The organism is Idiomarina abyssalis, assembly GCF_019797805.1.
Lineage (GTDB): Bacteria > Pseudomonadota > Gammaproteobacteria > Enterobacterales > Alteromonadaceae > Idiomarina > Idiomarina abyssalis.
In genome coordinates, this window is record NZ_CP081832.1 from 1,625,528 (window position 1) to 1,647,333 (window position 21,806).

The window sequence follows — 21,806 nt, forward strand, 5'->3', positions numbered from 1 at the left end:
GATACTCCGGTCAAAACATGGATAAAGAACTGCTAAGCCATTATAAGAATACAGATTACTGGTTCACAGTTGATGACAAGACAATCACTCTGAATATAGGGCGGAAGAATAATGACTTTGACCGCTTATGTGAACGTTTCGGCTGCACTACGGGTGCTTTTATCACAGCCTTTAACCCGCAAAGCCAACTGCTCACAGATGACGAAAATAAAGGCAGAAACAAACAATTAGCGACTCATTTAGAGAAAGTCAGCCAAGTTTACTGTTTTTCTGGTGCAGGACAGGACCGCGACCAACAATGGCCGCCGGAAGCCAGCTTTATGATTTTAGGACTCAGTCAGGAAACAGCCATTGACCTGGCACGAGAGTACCAGCAGAATGCGCTGGTCTGGATTGAACATCAACAAGCTGCAGTGCTCATCGACGTATGAGTTAAGGGGACACCATGCCATCACACCATAGCCGCTGATAAACAAGCTTTTGTTTATGCGATCATCGCCGTACTGTTATGGTCAACGGTCGCTACTGCATTTAAAATAACTCTTCAGTACATGACACCACTGCAGATGGTCACGGCCGCCAGCACGGTATCTTTTGTCATTCTAGCGCTGGTCTGCTTTATTCAGAAAAAAACCTCTGAGCTGATACTTGAGCTGCGTAAAATGCCTCTGTATTACCTGCTGATGGGGCTTATTAATCCACTAATTTACTACCTGGTGCTTTTTCAGGCTTATAAACTATTGCCGGCTTCCGAAGCCCAGCCACTTAATTACACCTGGGCCATTGCCCTTAGTATTATGGCCGCGCTGTTTTTAAAACAAAGCATACGTCGTCGCGACTGGATTGCCTGCGCCTTAGGTTATTTTGGCGTTTTGGTTATTGCCACACGAGGTAATGTGCTGGCTCTTAGCTTCAGTGACCCCTGGGGCGTTACACTGGCGTTAATTTCCACTTTCTTGTGGGCTGGTTACTGGATCCTGAATACACGCCGCAACGCCGACTCCGTCGTGAGCTTAGTGCTTTCCTTCGGCCTGGCTTTACCCATACTCATTGTCGCTAGTTTTATCTGGAGTGACTGGTCTGCAATACCCTGGCAGGGCTGGGCAGCGGTAAGCTACGTAGGCCTATTTGAAATGGGAATAACCTTTTTATTCTGGTTAAAAGCCATGAAGACAGCCACCAATACGGCGCTTATCAGTAATCTAATTTTTATTTCGCCCTTTATCTCGCTGTTGCTGCTCTCAGTAGTGATTGGCGAAACCATTTATCCAAGCACCCTTGTTGGCCTTATGCTGATTATCTTCGGGCTGTTAGTTCAACGTATTCACTTTCGGCGTAAGCTTAAGCCATAGCCTTGTTCACAATCTCATCGGCGGCTTCTTTGTCCTCTTCATCTGGTGAAGGGCCGTCATCAACACCGTTCTCTCCCGGTGCCAAAGCAAGTTCCGTCAGTAACGGAAAGTGATCGGAACCAAAGCCCGGTAAACGCGTCATTGAGACCAAAGCAAAATGATGACTGTGGAAAATATGGTCGAGCGGCCAGCGTGCAAACCAATATTCCGCATGAAAGGTATTGAACATACCGCGCCCAATTCGAGGGTCTAACAAGCTGCTGATTTTTCTGAAAAGAAGCGTGGTACGTGACCAGGCAACGTCGTTCAAGTCTCCGGTGACTATGGTTGGGTATTTCTCCGGCTCTACCCTACGAGCAACCAGCACCAGTTCGGCATCCCGCTCTTCCGACTCTTCATTCTCAGAAGGACTCGGTGGCGCCGGATGCACAAAATGCGCTTCTACTCTCTGTCCGCAAGGCAGTTCAATAAAGCAGTGTACCGACGGTTTATCGTCTTCAACCAAATATTCAACACTGACATCAGACAAAACATAACGAGAATACACATGCATGCCATAAAGGTTATCCAGAGGTACCTTTACCGTATGAGGATAATACGATTCAATTGCATCCAGCTTCTCCTGCCACCAGTCATCAGACTCAAGCGTGACCAGCACATCTGGCGTAAAATCATGAACAAGCTTAATCAAGCCATCGCTATTATGGTTAGGGGTAAGAACATTGGCCGTCATAATACGTAAACGCTCGTAATGACTACCCGCCCGGACAGCTTCAACTTCCTTAGGAAAGAAAAACGTATAAGGCACAACCCACCATAGCTGACAAACTAAACAACCAATGAGGAGCCCCGAAGCAATAGCAGTAACAGACGTCCAGTCACGAATAACAACCAGACCCACAACCAGCAAGGCCGCTAATAACACCGACAGCTGCAAACGCGGGAAGTCCAGACCCCGTATCCACCAAACCTGCGACCACGATAACGGAGCCAATGTGAGCACCATCAACAATACCGCTAAAGAAAGGTAAATAGTTTCAAACATGCTGGCTCTCAATGCTTCTCAGATAAGAAAACCATAGCACAGCTAAAAATAATAAATAGAAAGGAAGTGTTAAGGCTCCTACGGGGATTGTGTGTAGCGCCAGGAGTTAAGACCCTCTGATGCAGGAGTGTCGAAGGCCAAGGATGGCCTTCGTCAAGCCCTCATGGATGAGCTCGTTGCGTCTCCTGTATCAGAGGGTCTTAACTCCCAGCGGAGCGCAATGTCCGTAGGAGTCTCAGCCTCTATCTCAGACCATATTTACCAGCATGCTGGTTGGGTCTTCGAGATATTCCTGCCAGAGTTTGTTGAAACGGGCAATGGTACCACCATCGATAATGCGATGGTCGCCTGACCAGCTTACCGTCATTATCTTACGGGCTACCACGTTACCGTTGGCATCAAAGCGCGGCAGTTCCTGCACTTTACCTAAAGCCACAATCGCAGCTTCCGGCTTATTGATGATAGGAGTTGCCACTGTACCGCCAATAACGCCGATGTTTGAAATGCTGATGGTACCGCCTTTCATATCGGCTTGCGGCAACTTGCCTTCGCGCGATGCCTGAGTCAGACGAGTGACTTCATTGGCTACATCAATAATGCTCTTGTTTTGTACCTGTTTGACGTTAGGTACTAACAGGCCAATTTTGGTATCAACGGCCATGCCAATGTTGTGGTCATCAAAGTAAGTGATCTCTGTACAGTCTTCATTCACCTGTGCGTTCATCACCGGGAACTCTTTCAGTGCCAGCGAAAGAGCTTTAATGAAGAATGGCATTACAGTTAAACGAATACCTTTCTCTTTGTACTGCTCTTTCAGCTTTTCACGCAATGCGATTAGCTCAGTAACATCAAACTCATCAGCATAGGTGAAATGTGGAATGGTGCTGACCGAGCTCATCATTTGCTTAGCCATAGCCGCTTTAACACCGCGGATAGCCTCGGTACGAGTACCACCAGTAGTAGCCGTTTTTTGTGACGGCTGACTATCAGTTGTTGTCTGCGCTTTCTGGTCACCTGACTTAAAGGCTTCAATATCTTGCTTCAGAACCCGGCCTTTTTTACCTGAACCCGATACTTCCGCAATATTAATATCGTTCTCACGTGCCAGACGGCGTACTGCCGGGCTTGCAATGGCTTTGCCCTGACGTGCTTTCGCTGGCGGTTCAGCCTCTGCTTTGGAATCAGATGACGGTGTCTTAGACTCAGGTTCAACATGACTCTGCGGAGCATTTGAATCCGATTCTTGAACGCCACCCGCGGGCTTCAACGCAAACAACGGCTTGTGTACTTCCGCAATATCACCCTTCTTGTGATACAGCTTAACCACGGTACCGTCGTCTTTCGCCGGAATTTCAACCGTTGCTTTGTCCGTCATGACTTCAACAACCGGCTGGTCTTCTTTTACTTCATCGCCTTCAGACACCAGCCATTCAACAATTTCACATTCAACAATACCTTCGCCAATGTCCGGCAAAATAAAGTCGGTTGTATCGCCACCGGCTGAGGTTTGTTTTTGCTCAGTTTTCGATTCTTCTTTTTTAGCCGGCGCGCTGTCTTTTTCTTTGGCCGGCGACTCATCAGAAGAGCCGTCAGCTGGCTTAATGGCAAATAACGGCTCGTGGACCTTAGCGATATCACCTTTCTGGTAATACAGCTTTTCTACAACGCCGTCGTCTTTAGCTGGAATCTCAACCATGGCTTTATCGGTCATTACCTCAACCACAGGTTGGTCTTCTTTAACCTCGTCACCTTCGGCAACCAGCCACTCAACGATTTCGCACTCTACGATCCCTTCGCCGATATCGGGCAGAATAAAGTCTTTACTCATGTCGATGGGTCCTTAGTAGTTCATTGAGCGTTTGATCGCTTCATAAATCTTCAAATGATCAGCCATGTACTCTTTCTCATGACACAGCGGATACGGTACGTCGATACCGCAAACACGGGCAATTGGAGACTCAAGATACAAGAAGCATTTGTCCTGAACGGTTGCCGCGATTTCGCTGGCAAAACCACCGGTAATAGGTGCTTCCTGGCTAATCACCAGGCGTCCGGTTTTCAAAACTGACTGAGTCACAGTTTCAACATCCCACGGGGAGATGGTGCGCAAGTCAATCACTTCACATGAAACGCCATCTTCTTCGGCTTTTTCAACTGCTTTTTCGGTCATTTCCATCTGCGCGCCCCAGCCAAGAACGGTAATATCTGTACCTTCTTTGACCACGTCAGCTTTGCCTAGTGGAATAGTGTATTCTTCTTCAGGAACCTCACCTGTTGAGGCGCGGTACAATCGCTTCGGCTCCATGAATAACACCGGGTTTTTATCAAAAATAGCGCTCAGCAGTAACCCTTTTGCTTCGTACGGGTTACGTGGAGTCACAATTTTAATGCCCGGCGTATGCGCAAAGTAGGCTTCCGGAGACTGTGAGTGGTAATGACCACCGGCGATACCGCCACCGTACGGTGTACGAATGGTTAAACCACCAACGTTGAACTCATTACCTGAACGATAACGGAACTTGGCCGTCTCATTCACAATTTGGTCAAATGCCGGGAATATGTAGTCACCGAACTGAATTTCAGCAATAGCAAAGCTACCCTGCGAAGCAAGACCATTGGCAAAACCAATAATGCCTTGTTCAACCAGGGGTGTATTAAAGTTGCGATGTTTGCCGTATTTTTCGGTCAAACCTGAGGTTGCACGGAATACACCGCCAAAACCACCAGTATCTTCACCAAAACTGTATACGTTGTCATGTTTGGCCATCGCCAGGTCTAGCGCGCTGTTGATGGCCTGTAGTAAATTCATTTTAGCCATTAGTCCAGTCTCCCCGACGTTTTACTGTAGGCATCCGGGTATTTGCGGATGTGCTCTTTTAACTCGTCTAACTGCTCTTTCAGCATGTCAGTCGGTTCGTCGTAAACATCATTGATCAGTTCATCAATGTGCGGGACCGGTACTTTTTCTGACTCTTTTAATGCTGCCAGAACTTTCGCTTTTACTTCTGCGTGATGCTCTTCAACGTGATCTTTATCCAACCAGCCTTCATTCATCATCCACTTCTGCAAACGATCAAGTGGGTCTTTGGCCTGCCAGTCTGCTTCTTCATCACGAGTACGATAACCTGTAGGGTCATCTGACGTAGAGTGACCTGACATACGATATGACATAGCTTCAATCAATACAGGCTCGTTTTCTTCTACAGCTAAACGACGAGCTTCCTGCGTTGCCTTCAACACAGCGAAAACGTCGTTACCATCAATACGTATGGTTTTCATACCATAACCAATACCACGCGGTGCGATACCGTCACCAGCATACTGCTCGCCTTGCGCTGGTGTAGAAATAGCGTAACCATTATTACGGCAGAAAAAGATAACCGGCACTTTATAAACTGATGCCATGTTCAGAGCGGCGTGGAAGTCACCTTCAGATGCTGCGCCTTCACCAAAGTAACAGATAGTGCACTTTTCGGTTTTATCCATTTTCTGACCAAACGCATAACCTGTTGCCTGTGGAATTTGCGTTCCCAAAGGCGACGATATGGTCATGAAGTTTAAGTCAGCGCAACCGTAGTGAACCGGCATCTGGCGGCCTTTACCTAAGTCTTTCTCGTTAGAAAACAGCTGATTCATAAACTGTTCAACGGTAAAACCTCTATATGCTAAAGCGCCCTGCTCACGGTACTGGCCCATGATCATGTCACCGGCATCCAGCGCGGCGGCAGAAGCCACGCTTTCAGCTTCTTCCCCCCGGGAGGCCAGGTAAAAACTGATACGACCCTGACGCTGAGCGGCAATCATGCGTTCATCAAGAATACGGATAAATTGCATAGTGTCGTGAATTTTCACGATCAGCTCTTTATCGTACTCCGGCATATCGGCATCTTTATGGAAACTGCCATCTTCTTTTAAGATTTGCAGCATTGGAATTGTGACTGAGTCTTTATCAAACCATTTCGGTTTGGTCACAATCTCTGTGTTGTGTTTTTTATCCTTGGCCATAACCTTCTCTTTCGGTTTTAAGCTGGGTGGAAAATTGCCGCTACTTTACCTTTACGTAAAGTGACATGCAAACCACACACTAATGAAAACTGAGTGCGCTAAGTGTAAATAGAAACGAACAGTAATAACAACAAAGCCTGACTACTTAGACCAGTGAGTCTCAGACCAGGTCGAGCGATTCTGTCGGTACCCGTACCACAGTTAATAGCGCCCGATGTCCCAGCGCCACTTTGGCATTGGGAAAAATAATATGTTCACCATCGTGCTGAGCGTAATGCTTTTTGTCACCGTCCCGCGCTAGTAAATCCCCTTTATTAAAAGAGGTAAAGTTAGCAACATTATCCGCAAAGTTTAGCTCAAAGTCCTGCTGAGTGCGGTTAATGGTTTGTGCTTCTTTAAAGACATAGTGTTGTTCTGGCTCAAAGGGACCAAATTCCAGCTCTGTTTCAGAAATCAATTTCCGCAGTGAATTTTCGGCGGCGGCAAACTGAGTACGGTCATTTTCGCCAAACGGACGAACCTTTCCTAATTCAACCGTAAATGCCTGCGCATTAAACTGCCTGACGCTGAAGTAAGAAAAGGTGGTTGTCGGCGCCTGGTTTAATAAAACGGTATCGACCCCACAGGCCAGTAAGAACTGGAGCTGCTGCCGACTATAGGGGGCTCCGTGTGTAAACGGGTAAACGGCAAACTTCTCGCGTTTTGAGTCCCGAATTGCTGTATGCAAATCATAGTGCAGTCGCTCTCGGGAGCCATCAGGAGCTGACTGATAAAACCGCTCTACGTAACTCTCAATTTTAGCCGCACGCTCGCGTTCTTTGTTCTGGGTATCACCTTTACTATGCGCGCCGCTGAATAACCGGTTCATATTTTCTTCAACAAAGCGTTCGCCTTTATTAATTGAAGCCGGGTTTGCAATTAGAAACAGTGTACGGTGTGTCACTGTCTGCTTTTCATTAATAATATCGTTAATAATGTCGCGACAAATTTCGATAGGAGCCGTTTCGTTACCATGCACTGCACAAGATAAAATAATGTCCTTTCGGCCAGGGTTTTCTGGAGTAACTTCTAGTACGCCACTGTCCCAAACCGACAATTTCGTGCCATCGGCAAGCGTTAAATCATGACTTTCATCACAGCCCCACTGGTGCTCACGAGTCCAGGCAAGAAAATCAGAAAAGACCTTAATCACAACGTTCTCCTATTATTTTTTTCCCGGTACATAACCTTTAGTCGCCAATAACTCGCGTAATACGCGCGAACGATACTCACGACGATACAGAACTGCAACAACAATAGTGCTTGAAATGATCAGCATGACGGGGTGTAGAAACCAGGATAAATAGGCCAAAGCAAAGTAGTAGGTACGTAAGCCTTTATTGTACTCGTGACCGGATTGATCCAGTACTTTGGCTGCATGCATAGCAAAACGCTGACGCTCCTCCTCAGGTTTATTCTCCTGATGGTACTCGACCGAAGCTCCTAACAGCACCGATACAAAGCCAAACTGACGAATTGACCAGGTAAACTTAAAAAAGGCATAGATAAAAATGAGCGCCAGAACCGACAGCTTAAACTGCACTAAAATAGGAACCGTATCCGGACTCATTGGAATTTCATTTAAGACCAAAACGACTTCATCGGCATGAGCTAATACAGTAATGACACCAGCCAGCACCAAAATCGTAGAAGATGCGAAGAAAGTCACTGTACGCTCCACATTGCCAATTAAAGACGCATCGGCAACCTGGTTGTCCTTGTGCATCACGGCACTAAACCAATCAATTCGTAATGAACACAGGATACTCGATAGGCAGTGAGTGGTTCTGGCACGCTTACGTGCAAACAATGAGTAGCCTATCCAGCAAAAAAAGAAAAACAGTAAAGCGCTAAGATCAAGAAGTGACAGCAACATGTCAGCGTTTCCTATGAAATGATCCATTTATTAAATAGTGTAATGACATTAGTTTACCAGTTTATGACCGCTCATACGATAAAGCCGGAGACTTAGCTCCGGCTTTATTTTCTCTTCTCAGGCACTTAGTAGTTTTCTAATGCCTCTTTCGTACTCATATCTTTGGGTTCCGGCGGTTTTGCCAACCCATACCAGGACAACATAGTACGCAAGCCCCTTTTACTATCGGCCAGAATGAGATACAGGCAAGGTATCAACAATAAGGTGATAACGGTGGCAAAGATAATACCGAATGCCAATGATATCGCCATTGGAATCACTATTTTCGCCTGCAGACTCTTCTCCAGTACAATCGGTAGCAAACCAAAGAAGGTGGTCAACGAGGTTAAGGTAATGGCCCGGAAACGGCGACAACCGGCATCCAGAACAGCCTTACGTAAGTCGGTTCCCACTTCACGTGCACGGTTAACATAGTCGACCATAACCAAACTGTCGTTTACCACAACCCCAGCCAGCGCAATGATACCGAACAGACTCAAAATGCTAACCGGCATACCAATTACCCAGTGCCCGATAACCGCACCGATAACCCCAAAAGGTATCACCGACATAATGATCAACGGCTGACTGTATGATTTCAATGGAATAGCCATTAGCGCATAGACTGCAAACATCGCCAACAAACCACCAATTGCCAACGAACCAGTCGCTTCCGCCTCGTCTTGAGTAGCGCCCTGTAATTCAAAGCTGACACTTGGATACTTATCCAGAATAGTCTGGATTTTCTCTTTACGAACCTCTTCGACAATGCGGAAAGGCTCAACTTTATCTTTATCCGCACGAGCACGAACATTCACAGAACGTTGACGGTCTATACGAGTAATGGTGCTGTAACCTTCAGCAAACTCAATATCCGCCAGTTCGGTAAATGGAATTTCAGACCCGTCCGGAGCGCGCAGTTTCATATCCTGTAAGTTACCAACAGACTCGCGTTGATCACGAGGGTAACGAACCATGACTTTTACTTCTTCGTCTCCCCGCTGAATACGCTGTGCTTCAGCCCCATAAAATGCGTAGCGAACCTGCGTAGCCAACTCAGCCAGGTTAATACCCATGGCTGTAGCCAATGGCTTAGTCTGTAACAGAATCTCTTCTTTACCGTCTCCAAAGGTATCTTCTATATCGAAGACACCATCGTATTCGGCAAGTACGAGCTTCAGTTCATCCGCAGCGGCTTTTAGTTCGTCCAGGTCTTCACCTACTAGCTGAAATTCAATGTCAAAGCCACTACCTCCACCTATACTTCCCTGGAAGTTAAGCGCTCGTACACCGGCCAGTTCAGGCACCGCCTCACGCCATTGATTTACAATTTCAAAACCGTCTATCTGGCGATCTTCGCCTTTTTTCAGCTCAACAAAAACCGTACCTGCCGTAGTGCCATTCATCCAGATATTGGTATGTCTGACAGCTCCGTCACCCTCTGTTTCCTTAATACGATTATCAACTGCCGTCAGAGACTGCTCCACACTATTCAAAACCTCAATAGTTCGTGTTTCTGACGTACCAGGCTGCATTTCTACATTTGCCTGAACAAAGTCACTTGGAATATCCGGGAAGAAAACCCAGCGAACGATACCGCCGCTCATAAGGCCTATCATTAAAATCAGCAGACCAACAAAACTCGCTAATGTTGTATAGCGATAATGCAGGCACTTTTTAAGAAACGGCCGGTAATAATTTTCAACGAACGACTTAATCGCACCGGCAAATTTATTGCGGAATCGCTGAAACGCATTCGCTTTTTCACCTTCTTGCTTGGAGTATTTCATTTTGCTGATGTGCGCAGGCAGAATCAGCTTTGATTCGACCAATGAAAACGCCAGACAAAGAATAACAACCCAGGCAATAGACTCCCAGATTGCGCCCATACCACCTTCAACAGTTAACATGGGGACGAACGCAACCATGGTAGTCAACACGCCAAAGGTTGCCGGCATAGCAACTCGCTTAGCCCCCGCAATAACGTTATCAACTGTCTTGCCGTTTTCTTCTATTTCGGTGTAAGCACTCTCCCCTATGACTATGGCATCGTCCACCACTATCCCTAACACTAATATGAAGCCAAACAGCGATATCATATTAATAGAAACGTCAAACATGGGGAGTGGCATTAATGCAATGGTTCCCAGGAAACAGACAGGAATACCTATCATGACCCAGAACGCCAAACGCAACTGCAGGAAAAGCGACAACATGAGGAAGACCAGCAAACCACCCATCCACATATTGTTTAGCATAAGATCTAAGCGACCCTGGAGGTAATAAGAGGAGTCTCCCCATTGCGCCAATTGGACCGCATCGGGCAATTCCTTATTTTTTCTTTCTACGTAGTTTCGAACGTATTCTGCTATTTTCAAATCATTTTGATCACCGACCGACTGCACCCGAACAAAGGTTGCCGGCTTACCGTCAAAACGAGTGTAAGACTCCTCTTCCACAAAGCCGTCTTGCACTTTAGCAATATCACCCAAAGTTAAACGAGTACCATCAGCCCGGCTTAACAGAACAATTTTTTCAAACTCGCCGCCAACATAAGCCTGGTTATTCGCGCGCAATAGAATATCGCCATTAGGCGTTTTAATTGAGCCGCCAGCCACATCAATTGAGGTACCACGCACCGCTTCAACTATTTGCGAGAAAGTCAGTCCATAACGCTCAAGATCTTGCTGCGAAATTTCGACTGAAATTTCATAATCACGGTCACCAACAACATCAACTTTGGTAATGCCGCCCACCGTCTTCAGTTCATCGCGAACTTCCTTGGCCAGTTCTTTGCGCCCCCTCTCATCCAGGTCACCGTATACTGACATCCAGATAACTTGTCGCTGGGGACGAACCCGGTAAATATTCGGCTTTTCAATTTGCTGAGGGAAGTTAGGAATAGCATCCACCAGCATTTTTACTTCATCCATGACAACCTGTACATCATAATCAGGCTCTACTTCTAATGTGACTGTACCGCCGCCCTCGCGTGAGCGTGAAGTCATTTCCTCGATACCGTCAACATCTTCAATAGCGTCTTCTATCAGCATAATCACACCCTGTTCTACTTCCTGGGGTGCGGCGCCGGGAAATGGCACCTGAATGCTGATAATATTTAATTCAACTTCTGGAAACATTTGCTTGCGTACACTAAACACCGATAACGCGCCAGCAACCAGAATAATGATCATTAATAGATTTGCGGCCACTGTATTGCGTGCAAACCACGCAATCAGGCCAGTCTGTTTTTCTGTCGTCATGATACTTACCCGCCTACATTTTCAGAGTCAGTGTCTTCTTTGTCACCGTCATCTGACTTGGCTGCTGTTTCCATTTGTTCTGGTAAAGGATCGCCCGGCAAACGCACTTTCATACCCGGTAAGGCATTTTTGAGCTGAGTAAGCACCACTTTGTCGCCACTTTCCAAACCAGAACTTATTAGGCTCTTGTTACCTTGCGTACGCACTACCTCTACATCGCGTTTTTCCAGTTCACGACTTTCCGGAACAATCCATACAGAGCTATCTGGATTCAACGCATAGGTAGGAACTTCCATTAAACCTTGCGCATATCTGCCTTCAACCTGGGCTTGGACAAATCGGCCATAGCGCAATGGCACTTGGTGTGTTTCACCCTCTAAGTTATAAGGGTCAGGGATTTGAACAACGCCATAAATGACACGGCTGTTTTCATCTAATACGCCCTCGGTACGAACCAGTCTGCCTTGCCACGTCGCCGACTGACCCGAAACGAGTGACTCTAGCTGAACGCGAGGCTTTTCTTCAGCAACGGCCGGATCCAGAATATACGTCATATCGAGGTCACTTAAAGGCAAGCGAACTTCTGCAGTACGAGTGTCAAACACCAAGGCTATTTGGCTGCCCGTTGAAACGAACTGCCCTAAGTTTGCTTCTTTACTTCTTAATACACTGTCAAATGGTGCCTTAATGGTTGTACGCTCTAAATCACGCTCTGCCTTTGCAAGGTTTGCCTCTGCAGATTCCACCGCCGCGATAGCACTGGCCAGTTGCGGCTTACGTAAACCTAACTCGGGAGCCTTTCCGTCTTCAAATGCTGCCCATTCTTCTTCTGCAACTCTTGCCCGTGCTTTCTCCTGCTCAAGTTCCGATTGAGCTTGCAACAGTGCAGCCCGAGCTTGTTGGACAGCGACTTCGTAATCAGACGGATCCACCTGAATCAGCATGTCACCTTCTTTAAAGAAACCGCCGGCATTATAGTTATCGGCCACATCGACAATCTGACCGGTAACCTCTGCCACCAGCATAGTGGAATGCTTAGGTCTTACTGTTCCCTGGGAATCAACAATAAAAGTCATGTCGCGGGGACTGACTTCGAGAACCTCAACCATTGCTGCAGGCTTTGTCTGGTCGCGTTGCTTTGGAGGCTCAGCAGTCATACTGGCCAAGACTGATAAAACAATAGCACCCACAATGATTAAAGGTGGAATAAAGGCGCGTTTTGGAAATTTCATTTTATTGTTCTGCTCTTATTGATTAATTCACAGCCTTATTATCGCTGTTAATATTGTAAAATGTTAGACGTTAACTGTTGCCAGTTGTGTTAATACGCCGGAAAGTTGTAACGGACTGTTTCAACCCTCCAGTAACCAACGTTCGGCTGCCTCTACATAACGCGGTTTACCCATTAACAAAACCACATCCTGTGACTCCAGTTCTGTATCACTATCGGGCTCAGGAAACTCCTCGTCATCACGTCGCAAAGCTTTCAACTGAACCTGATGCTTGTCCCAGTCGAGTTCATCAATGCGTTTACCGATAGCCCAGGCACCTTCCGGCAAAGTTAACGCTTTCAGAAACTCCAGCTTATCCGAAAGCTCTGGGTCCATATCCGTTTCTGACCCCTGGAAGAAACCGTGCATCTCTCCATAGTGGTTACGACGTTCTTTATCCAGCCGGGCAAGAATACGGCGTATCGGAATTCCGCTACGGTTCAACACGTGAGAAATAAGCATTAGGCTTGCTTCCAATGTATCCGGTACCACCTGAGAAGCGCCAGCTTCCTGCAGCTGAGTCAATCTCATATCATCTTTACTGCGCACAATAATGTAAGCATCAGGGTTCAATTGACGCAGTTCTTTCAATACATCCAGTGCGCGTAGGTCATCGGCAAAGCTGATAATAATCAAGTCCACCGTTTCAGCTCCTACGGCTCGTAAAATGTCTTTACGGGCACTGTCTCCGAAATAAACCCGGGCGCCACCGGCGACTGCTTCCTGAACCCTCATCGGATCATTATCGACGGCAATATGCGTAATTCCCTCAGCATCAAGAAACCGGCTCATGGTTTGCCCAACCCGACCAAAACCGCAAATCAGTACTTGATTTTCAAGACCCTCACTGCCCGTTGTGCGTTGCTTCTCAATATCGACTAATGGATCAGGGTGACGAACCACTAAGTTAACCAGGGGTTTAAGACGATGAATAATTATAGGGGTCATGGCCATACTCAGTACGCCAATACCTATCATGCTGGTCACAATTTCTTTACTCAGTAAACCATGAGTGCTTGCTAACGCCACAATAACGAAGCCGAACTCACCCATTTGAAACAGCGAAATACCACTGCCCCAGGCGTCTTCATCTCGCTCACCCATAAAGCGGGCAACCGAGCTTATCAGGGCAATTTTAATCACCGCCATAATAACCAGCGCCAGAAGTATCCAGTGAAAATTTTGAACAAAACCATAAAGCTGAAGCTGCATACCAATGGTGGTAAAAAAGAGCCCCATCAAAATGTCACGGAATGGACGAATATCGGCTTCTAGCTGGTGCTTATATTGGCTTTCCCCCAGCATCATACCTGCAAGAAAAGCCCCCAGTGCCATGGAAAGCCCGAAGATATGCGTCATACCACCGGCAACCAGAGCGACCAGTAACGTAGCAAGCACAAACAGCTCATCGGTTCTCTGCTTAGCTATTTCCTTAAATAAGTAAGGTAATACCCATTTCCCAATAGTCATAAGCACGGCAATAACCGCGGCACCTTTGGCTAAGGCAAACAATAAAGTGGTGCCAATATTGCCGTCATCGGATGCTAATAGTGGAATGATAATAAGCAGGGGAACAACGGCTATATCCTGAAAAAGCAGAATAGCGACACTCATCTGCCCTCGCCGGGTGGAGGTTTGCGCGCTTTCTTTCAACTGCTTAATAACAACCGCCGTCGATGACAGAGCCAGCGCTCCGGCTATTGCTAACGAAGCTGCCCATTCATCTAACCAAATAAAAGCTATGAGCAAGAATACCAGCAATGAACCAAGAACCTGTGCGGCTCCTAACCCGAATACCCAGCGTCGCATTGCAATCATTTTAGGCAACGAGAACTCCAGGCCGAGCGAGAACAACAGCAATACAATTCCCAGTTCTGCGACCAGATGATAATCATCGGGATCGGCTATCCAACCCATTACATCTGGGCCTGCGATAATACCTGCAACTAAGTAAGCCAAAATTGCGGGTAACTTAATTCTCCGGAACAACCAGACCAGAATCACAGCAACGGCTAATAAAAGCAGCAGACTGGAAAAAGTACCGTTCATTCAGAAGCTCCTGAGTCGTTTTGTTTTTGTAGTGTCAAAATAGTAACACTCTTTTGTTTCAGAAAAACTAGCTCTTATAAAGTTTTGTAAATTATAAAGATTTTTATTTTGGCTCGAATTTTGCAGAGTTAATTTCAATTATTAAATTCAGGCACAAAGGTTTGTCATGTTAAACAGAGCTGTCGCTAAAGCTGAGACTAAAACAACTGAGAACAAAACTCAGGCGATTATCAGTCAGTTAACATCATCAACAGAACTAAAGTCCAAGTCGGCTCCGCTCAGCGAGCGTCTGCAAACCTCTCTCGACTTAAATCAAGTGCTGTCAATTTATGCCGACTATATGCTGCAACGACTGCCTGTTAGCGCATTACAATTCATCTCAGACGACCAAATTATTAACTTGGTTGGTAATTACCAGGACCAAAATAGTGAGTACTCGGTCATGCTTTACGCTGATAACGAATACTTAGGACAAATGGTCTATCAATTTAAACGCACCCCTTCCTACGTTAATAAAATGCGACTGGAACAAATGCATAAACACCTGACCTTCCCGCTGAGAAATGCAATACACTTCTCTCGTTTACGGAAAGTTGCGGTGCGCGATCATTTAACCGGCTTAGGCAACAGAGCTCTTTTAGACGAGACATTAGAGCACCTCAGTGCTCGCCTAAAACGAGACAACAGCCAGTCTCATATTGTCATGCTATTGGACATGGACGGCTTCAAAGCGGTTAATGACCGACATGGCCACCAACAAGGTGACGAAGTACTTAAGCAGTTTGGTCAATTATTACAACAGCAGCTGCGAGATACCGACCGGGTGTTTCGTTACGGTGGTGACGAGTTCGTACTCATTCTCGAAAACACTCAACCGGAACAAGCCGAGGAAGTGTTCCTACGCATACGTAATGCGCTTAATAACGACATTAAACTTGCCACTTTTAACATTGGTGTCAGTGCCGGCAGTCTGGCCATGGAAAGCTTTCACAGCGCACAAGACATTATTGATGAAGCCGACAGACGTCTTTACGCCGCTAAAGTAGCGGGAAAAGATCAGCATCTGAGTTAAACCATACCGGCTCCGGCAAACTGAGAGTGTCCTCAGTCTGAAAACTGAACCAACCCATACCCGCAACCCAAAGGTATTTTTCATTGAGTTCGAGTATGGGCCGTCTTTGTCTTAACCAGGGCGGAACACCGGCCTGCTTTAGCCACTCCTTAAGTTTTTTTCGTCCCTGACGTCCGGGCTTTGCCAGTTTTTCCGCGGGCAATGAAAAGGTCAGTTTTAGCTGATTACTGCCGTTGACAAGCTCAGTCGGGACAGTCAGTTTACCCCACTTGCCCAAGTCGACGTTCGTTTCAGTTACTAAAGAATCACCGGGTAATTCGGCTACCTTAACGTCACACCAAAGCGCATGCTGAAAATACCGTACAACGTAACCGTCACACTGTATTTGTAGCTGACTGTCATCGCTTGCTGTAAGTGCCTGACGGCGAATTTGTTCTAGCTGCTCGTAACTTGGTAACGGCTTTTTCTGCTCTTGCAGCCAAGTGCGTAGCAAGGCACGTTGCATTGCTTCTGAGCACTGATTTAGTAACAAGATAGGAAAGTGATGGGTATGGCTCTGTTGGTTATGTAATTTTTCTAACAACAGTTCATCCATAACCTGCTGTTGTTCAGCACAAAGCTTTGCGGCGCGCAAAACACTTTGACCAAACTGAGGCCAACGCTGTTCCAGTACAGGAACGACATCATGTCGGAGAAAATTTCGCTCAATGCTTTTATCGTAATTGGTATCGTCTTCTATCCAGGTCAAATTACGCTGCGTTGCGTAATCTAAAATTTGTTCTTTACTGACACTCAGCAAAGGTCGACATAATCGACGGTTTCCTGCCCACGCCTGAATACGTGCCATAGAAGATAAGCCCTTAGGACCACTACCACGCTTTAACTGCAGAAAAAAGGTTTCAATTTGATCGTTACGATGCTGACCAAGCAGCAGCACGGCGTCATTTTGAGTCAGTTCAGCCATCCGTTGGTAGCGCCCTTCACGACCTGCGGCTTCTTTGCTCTGCCTGTTTGCAACAGGAACGTCGAGTGGCTCAAAAATAGTGGGAATACCGTAAGCTTTTGCTGCTTCCTCTATGGTCGAGGACCAGTCAGCAGAGCTTGGGTGGAAACTGTGATCTAAATGAATCGCCAGATAGTCATACTGAGGATGCTGCCGGCGATAACGCATCAGCAAATCAAGAACGGTTTGCGAATCAGCCCCACCGCCCAGAGCAGCAACCAATTGCTGCCCCGGCTGTAAAGCGAGAGATTCTAAAGCGTCACAAAATAGGTCATATAGACCGTCAACCGTCATTGGAAATTAGCAGTAACCGAAAGACATCAGTTTACGATAACGCTGGTCCAGCAACTCTTCGTGGCTTAGGTCTTTTAGGCTTTCTAAGTCTGACACCAACTGCTGCTTCAGTCGCGTTGCCATTTCTTCCTTATGGCGATGCGCACCGCCCAGAGGTTCAGGAATGATAGCGTCGATTAAACCGAGCTCTTTACTACGCTGCGCAGTTACCCCCATAGCTTCTGCTGCTAAAGGTGCTTTACTGGCACTTTTCCATAAAATTGAGGCACAACCTTCGGGAGAAATAACCGAATAGGTACTGTACTGCAGCATATTAACCCGGTCGCCAACACCAATAGCCAGTGCTCCACCAGAGCCGCCTTCGCCTATAACAGTACAAACAATCGGAACAGTTAAACGAGCCATAACTTTTAAGTTACGAGCAATTGCTTCACTTTGCCCGCGCTCTTCAGCGCCAATTCCAGGATACGCTCCGGGCGTATCAATAAAAGTTACTACCGGCATATTGAAACGTTCAGCTGTCTCCATAAGCCGCAATGCCTTCCGATAACCTTCCGGTTTTGGCATACCAAAATTACGGCGAATTTTTTCTTTCGTTTCACGCCCTTTCTGCTGACCAATAACCATCACCGGCTTGCCATCCAAACGTGCAATACCACCGACAATTGCTTCGTCATTCGCAAAAGAGCGATCACCCGCCATTTCATCAAATTCGGTGAAGATCATACGGATATAGTCAAGCGTGTATGGACGTAGCGGATGACGCGCCAGTTGTGCTACCTGCCACGCACCGAGATCAGAGAAGATTTTCTCTGTCAGCTCCTGACTTTTTGTGGTCAGCCGCTGGACTTCTTCTTCTAAGTTGAGATCCAGTTGCCCGCGGTCACCAACAGATTTCAGTTCTTCAATCTGCGCTTCAAGTTCTGCAATCGGCTGTTCAAAATCCAGAAAATTAAGGCTCATTCGCTGTCATTTCCTTTAAAATTCGAGTGAAACTTGCTGAGTTCCCAACAAGTTCTGTAATTCGTATAGTAGTTCATCAGACGGATTCACATACCATTGTGCGCCAACATTTAAAGTGGCTTCAACACGTTCCGACTGATACCGCATTTTTATCGGGCAAGTCCCTTCAGCAAAGGGTTTTAATAGCTTTTCCAGTTTGCTGGCAAGGCCATTAGTGAGCTGCTCATCGGTGACTGTAATTGCTATGTGTCTGAGATACGTTTCCCGAGCCTGCTCAATTGCCATCACTTCTCTGGCTGTCATTGTATTGCTATTACTGAAGTTATCAAATCTGACCTCACCTTTTACCCACAAAATTCGGTCTTTTTCTAGCAATTCTTGATAACTTTCGTACTCATTGCTGAATAAACGCACATCCATGCGCGCTGTTTTATCATCTAAAGTAACTATAGCAAAACGCTGACCACGTTTATTGGTCAATACGCGAATATCGATGACCAGCCCCGCAATTGCGATACTTTCATCTTTGCGCGTAGGAGTCACACTGGACAGCGTGCTATTAATGTAGTGCTTGAGCTCTTTACGAAAGCGATTGATCGGGTGTCCGGTTAAATATAACCCCAGAGTATCACGCTCACCCTCTAACCATACCGCTTCTGACCATTTGCGCACGCTAACAAACTCTTGTTCAACCGCTTCGGGTTCGGTCGTCAGAACCCCAAACATGTCAGACTGACCAATTTTCTCAGCATTAAGGTGCTGCTCTGCCTGGCGAATCGCTTTTTCCAACGTTGCCATCAGCGCTGCACGGTGCGGTCCAAGGTTGTCCATTGCGCCGGCGCGAATTAAGCGTTCGAGAATACGCTTATTCATGCGCTTCAGGTCAACCCGACAACAAAAATCGAATAAATCCCGAAACGGACCACCCTCTTGTCTCGCCTGAATGATCGATTCAATAGGACCTTCACCGACACCTTTAATGGCCCCAATGCCGTACACAACCCGCTGCTGCTCGTCGACAGTAAACTTGTACTCACCTTTATTCACATCGGGTGGTAATAAATCAAGCCCCATGCGTTCGCATTCATCAGCTAAAGTGACAATTTTATCGGTATTGTCCATGTCTGCTGACATCACCGCAGCCATAAACTCTGCGGGGTAATGGGTCTTCATCCATAAAGTCTGGTAAGAAACCAACGCATAAGCGGCAGAGTGCGACTTGTTAAAGCCATAACCGGCAAACTTCTCAACCAAATCAAAGATTTTCATGGCCAGTTCAGGGTCGATGTTATTTTTAGCGGCCCCTTCACGGAAAATCTCGCGCTGTTTGGCCATTTCCTCTGGCTTTTTCTTACCCATTGCGCGACGTAATAAATCTGCACCACCAAGCGTGTAACCTGCCAGAACCTGCGCTATCTGCATTACCTGCTCTTGATACAGAATAACCCCGTAGGTAGGCTCCAGTATCGGTTGCAAGCTATCATGCTGATACTTAACATCCGGGTAAGAGATCTCTTCACGACCGTGCTTTCGGTCGATAAAGTTATCAACCATTCCCGATTGCAATGGCCCCGGACGAAACAACGCAACCAAAGCGATAATGTCTTCAAAGGAGTCCGGCAGAAGCTTTTTAATCAGCTCTTTCATGCCACGAGACTCTAACTGGAAGACCGCCGTTGTTTCGGCCTTCTTCAATAATTTAAAACAAGCCGGATCGGTTAAATCAATTGCGGTAATATCTATAGGGTCTTTGCCACTTTTAGCGTGGCGCCGGTTTACCATGTCCACAGCCCATTGGATAATGGTCAACGTTCTGAGGCCTAAGAAGTCAAACTTAACCAGGCCCGCTGATTCAACATCGTCTTTATCAAATTGAGTAACCGGGTTGTTGCCTTCATCGTCACAATACAGTGGCGAAAAGTCAGTTATTTTGGTTGGAGAAATAACCACACCACCAGCATGTTTACCGGCATTACGGGTCACACCTTCCAGAATACGGGCCATATCTATAATGGCCTTAACTTCTTCGTCTTGCTCGTACGCAGCACCAAGTTGAGGCTCTACCTCAAAGGCTTTAGCCAGAGTCATGCCCGGGTCACCCGGTACCAGCTTTGAAATTCTGTCGACAAAACCGTAAGGATGGCCCAGCACCCGGCCAACGTCACGGATGGCCGCTTTAGCCGCCATGGTGCCAAAAGTAATAATCTGCGAGACCGCTCCACGCCCGTAAAGATCCGCTACGTGGTCAATAACCTCGTCACGGCGATCCATACAGAAGTCGACATCGAAATCGGGCATGGAAACCCGTTCTGGGTTTAAAAATCGTTCAAAAAGCAGGTCAAACTCAAGCGGATCAAGATCCGTGATTTTAAGCGCATAAGCCACTAAAGAGCCAGCACCCGAGCCCCGGCCCGGTCCTACGGGTATACCGTTATCTTTACTCCACTGAATAAACTCCATAACGATAAGGAAATAGCCAGGAAAGCCCATATCGTTAATAACGCCCAGCTCGCGTTTCAGCCGTTCATCGTATTCAGGACGCTTTTGTTGCCGTTCCTCTGCGTCTGGAAATAAAAACTCTAAACGCTCTTCCAGACCTTCTTCTGAAGCTTTGATGAGAAACGCTTCAGTAGTCAGGTCGCCCGTTGGAAACTTAGGAAGAAAATACTCCCCTAAACGCACAGTAACATTACAACGTTTGGCTATCTCAACCGTATTTTCTATTGCTTCAGGAATATCAGAAAACAGCTCTATCATTTCTTCGCTGGAACGAAGGTACTGCTGCGGAGAATATTTTTTAGGACGGCGCTTGTCTTCTAGCTGGTAACCGTCATGAATGGCTACTCGAATTTCGTGCGGGTCGAAGTCTTCTTCTTTAAGAAAAACAACTTCGTTAGTCGCAACGACAGGGAGTTCCGTTTGACCAGCTAAGGCAACCGCTTTATGCAGGTAATCTTCTTCCTGAGGACGCCCTGTACGCACCAACTCAAGATAATAGCGATTTGGAAAGTACTGCTGATAAAAATCCAGAGCAAGATCAAGTTGGCTGTCATGCCCTTTAATCAGAGCCTGTCCAACATCTCCTTGCCGACTGCCCGACAGAAGGATAATGCCCTCGTTGTGCTCTTTAAGCCAGTCCTTATCGATAACTGGCTTACCTTTAATATTACCTCTTAAATACGCCTTTGAAATCAGCTGTGTAATTTGCTGATAACCTTCATTGTCCATCGCCAGGGCGGTTAACCGAAAAAGCTCGGACTCCGGGTAATCGGCCTGAACCCAAAAGTCGCAGCCAATTAAAGGTTTTAACCCTAACTTGTGCGCCGCGCCATAGTAGCGGACTAAACCACAAAAGTTCATTTGGTCAGTAATTGCCAACGCTGGCATACCGGCATCAGCAACCGCTTCACAAATGGGCCCAACTTTCGCCAGGCCATCTATCATGGAAAAGTCACTATGAATTCTTAGGTGAACAAAGTTTGGTGCAGTCATTTTACGAATACAGTCTGGCTTTTTTCGTTATCATTTTATGGCC

Annotated in this window: 15 protein-coding genes; 3 read left to right on the forward strand and 12 right to left on the reverse strand. The window is 46.7% G+C overall.

Going from position 1 to position 21,806, the window contains the following annotated elements; genetic code table 11:
• Positions 1-17: 17 nt before the first annotated feature.
• Both K5X84_RS07785 and K5X84_RS07790 read left to right on the forward strand, forming a co-directional pair.
• Positions 18-431: a DUF3293 domain-containing protein gene (locus tag K5X84_RS07785; RefSeq protein WP_222235506.1), complete on the forward strand. Its 414-nt coding sequence runs from the start codon at positions 18-20 to the stop codon at positions 429-431.
• A 72-nt stretch (positions 432-503) separates the two neighbouring features.
• A complete protein-coding gene (locus K5X84_RS07790) occupies positions 504-1,352 on the forward strand; it encodes a DMT family transporter (protein WP_336511858.1) in 849 nt (282 codons plus the stop codon).
• Here K5X84_RS07790 and K5X84_RS07795 read toward each other — a convergent pair.
• The 9 genes from K5X84_RS07795 to K5X84_RS07835 form a co-directional block, all read right to left on the reverse strand.
• Positions 1,342-2,397 (reverse strand): endonuclease/exonuclease/phosphatase family protein, encoded by a 1,056-nt coding sequence (locus K5X84_RS07795; RefSeq protein WP_222235507.1) that lies wholly within the window; start codon positions 2,395-2,397, stop codon positions 1,342-1,344. The genes K5X84_RS07790 and K5X84_RS07795 overlap by 11 nt on opposite strands.
• A gap of 247 nt (positions 2,398-2,644) precedes the next feature.
• Positions 2,645-4,225 carry a dihydrolipoyllysine-residue acetyltransferase gene (locus K5X84_RS07800; protein WP_054488297.1) on the reverse strand — a complete coding sequence of 527 codons (1,581 nt, stop codon included), beginning with the start codon at positions 4,223-4,225 and terminating at the stop codon, positions 2,645-2,647.
• A 12-nt stretch (positions 4,226-4,237) separates the two neighbouring features.
• Entirely contained in the window at positions 4,238-5,215 is a 978-nt protein-coding gene (locus K5X84_RS07805) for an alpha-ketoacid dehydrogenase subunit beta (protein ID WP_054488299.1), read from the reverse strand.
• Complete coding sequence (locus tag K5X84_RS07810) at positions 5,215-6,402, reverse strand: thiamine pyrophosphate-dependent dehydrogenase E1 component subunit alpha (RefSeq protein WP_199494570.1); 1,188 nt, start codon at positions 6,400-6,402, stop codon at positions 5,215-5,217. The genes K5X84_RS07805 and K5X84_RS07810 overlap by 1 nt, the downstream gene beginning before the upstream one ends.
• Before the next feature lie 160 nt (positions 6,403-6,562).
• Positions 6,563-7,594: a succinylglutamate desuccinylase gene (gene astE / locus K5X84_RS07815; RefSeq protein WP_222235508.1), complete on the reverse strand. Its 1,032-nt coding sequence runs from the start codon at positions 7,592-7,594 to the stop codon at positions 6,563-6,565.
• Between the two features lie 12 nt (positions 7,595-7,606).
• Positions 7,607-8,317 (reverse strand): DUF599 domain-containing protein, encoded by a 711-nt coding sequence (locus tag K5X84_RS07820; RefSeq protein WP_054488304.1) that lies wholly within the window; start codon positions 8,315-8,317, stop codon positions 7,607-7,609.
• Between the two features lie 125 nt (positions 8,318-8,442).
• Positions 8,443-11,619: an efflux RND transporter permease subunit gene (locus K5X84_RS07825; RefSeq protein ID WP_222235509.1), complete on the reverse strand. Its 3,177-nt coding sequence runs from the start codon at positions 11,617-11,619 to the stop codon at positions 8,443-8,445.
• Between the two features lie 5 nt (positions 11,620-11,624).
• Complete coding sequence (locus K5X84_RS07830; RefSeq protein ID WP_222235510.1) at positions 11,625-12,851, reverse strand: efflux RND transporter periplasmic adaptor subunit; 1,227 nt, start codon at positions 12,849-12,851, stop codon at positions 11,625-11,627.
• A 120-nt stretch (positions 12,852-12,971) separates the two neighbouring features.
• On the reverse strand, positions 12,972-14,939 hold the full coding sequence (locus tag K5X84_RS07835; protein ID WP_222235511.1) for a monovalent cation:proton antiporter family protein: 1,968 nt from the start codon (positions 14,937-14,939) through the stop codon (positions 12,972-12,974).
• Positions 14,940-15,105: 166 nt separating this feature from the next.
• Here K5X84_RS07835 and K5X84_RS07840 point away from each other — a divergent pair, with 166 nt between their 5' ends.
• Positions 15,106-16,011: a GGDEF domain-containing protein gene (locus K5X84_RS07840; RefSeq protein WP_222235512.1), complete on the forward strand. Its 906-nt coding sequence runs from the start codon at positions 15,106-15,108 to the stop codon at positions 16,009-16,011.
• On the opposite strand, the gene tilS is transcribed toward K5X84_RS07840, so the two are convergent.
• The 3 genes from tilS to dnaE are packed head-to-tail and all read right to left on the reverse strand — an operon-like array spanning position 15,977 to position 21,763.
• On the reverse strand, positions 15,977-17,308 hold the full coding sequence (gene tilS, locus K5X84_RS07845) for a tRNA lysidine(34) synthetase TilS (protein WP_222235513.1): 1,332 nt from the start codon (positions 17,306-17,308) through the stop codon (positions 15,977-15,979). The two genes, K5X84_RS07840 and tilS, sit on opposite strands and share 35 nt — an antisense overlap.
• Before the next feature lie 6 nt (positions 17,309-17,314).
• Positions 17,315-18,271: an acetyl-CoA carboxylase carboxyl transferase subunit alpha gene (gene accA / locus K5X84_RS07850; RefSeq protein WP_222235514.1), complete on the reverse strand. Its 957-nt coding sequence runs from the start codon at positions 18,269-18,271 to the stop codon at positions 17,315-17,317.
• Positions 18,272-18,286: 15 nt separating this feature from the next.
• The gene (dnaE, locus tag K5X84_RS07855; RefSeq protein ID WP_222235515.1) at positions 18,287-21,763 is read right to left on the reverse strand and encodes a DNA polymerase III subunit alpha; all 3,477 of its coding nucleotides are present in this window, start codon (positions 21,761-21,763) and stop codon (positions 18,287-18,289) included.
• Positions 21,764-21,806 lie beyond the last annotated feature (43 nt).

Coding starts and splice junctions, on each gene's coding strand:
- K5X84_RS07785 (WP_222235506.1), top strand. CDS start 18: ATGGATAAAGAACTGCTAAGCCATTATAAGAATACAGATTACTGGTTC.
- K5X84_RS07795 (WP_222235507.1), bottom strand. CDS start 2,397: ATGTTTGAAACTATTTACCTTTCTTTAGCGGTATTGTTGATGGTGCTC.
- K5X84_RS07800 (WP_054488297.1), bottom strand. CDS start 4,225: ATGAGTAAAGACTTTATTCTGCCCGATATCGGCGAAGGGATCGTAGAG.
- K5X84_RS07805 (WP_054488299.1), bottom strand. CDS start 5,215: ATGGCTAAAATGAATTTACTACAGGCCATCAACAGCGCGCTAGACCTG.
- K5X84_RS07810 (WP_199494570.1), bottom strand. CDS start 6,402: ATGGCCAAGGATAAAAAACACAACACAGAGATTGTGACCAAACCGAAA.
- K5X84_RS07820 (WP_054488304.1), bottom strand. CDS start 8,317: ATGTTGCTGTCACTTCTTGATCTTAGCGCTTTACTGTTTTTCTTTTTT.
- K5X84_RS07825 (WP_222235509.1), bottom strand. CDS start 11,619: ATGACGACAGAAAAACAGACTGGCCTGATTGCGTGGTTTGCACGCAAT.
- K5X84_RS07830 (WP_222235510.1), bottom strand. CDS start 12,851: ATGAAATTTCCAAAACGCGCCTTTATTCCACCTTTAATCATTGTGGGT.
- K5X84_RS07835 (WP_222235511.1), bottom strand. CDS start 14,939: ATGAACGGTACTTTTTCCAGTCTGCTGCTTTTATTAGCCGTTGCTGTG.
- K5X84_RS07840 (WP_222235512.1), top strand. CDS start 15,106: ATGTTAAACAGAGCTGTCGCTAAAGCTGAGACTAAAACAACTGAGAAC.
- tilS (WP_222235513.1), bottom strand. CDS start 17,308: ATGACGGTTGACGGTCTATATGACCTATTTTGTGACGCTTTAGAATCT.
- accA (WP_222235514.1), bottom strand. CDS start 18,271: ATGAGCCTTAATTTTCTGGATTTTGAACAGCCGATTGCAGAACTTGAA.
- dnaE (WP_222235515.1), bottom strand. CDS start 21,763: ATGACTGCACCAAACTTTGTTCACCTAAGAATTCATAGTGACTTTTCC.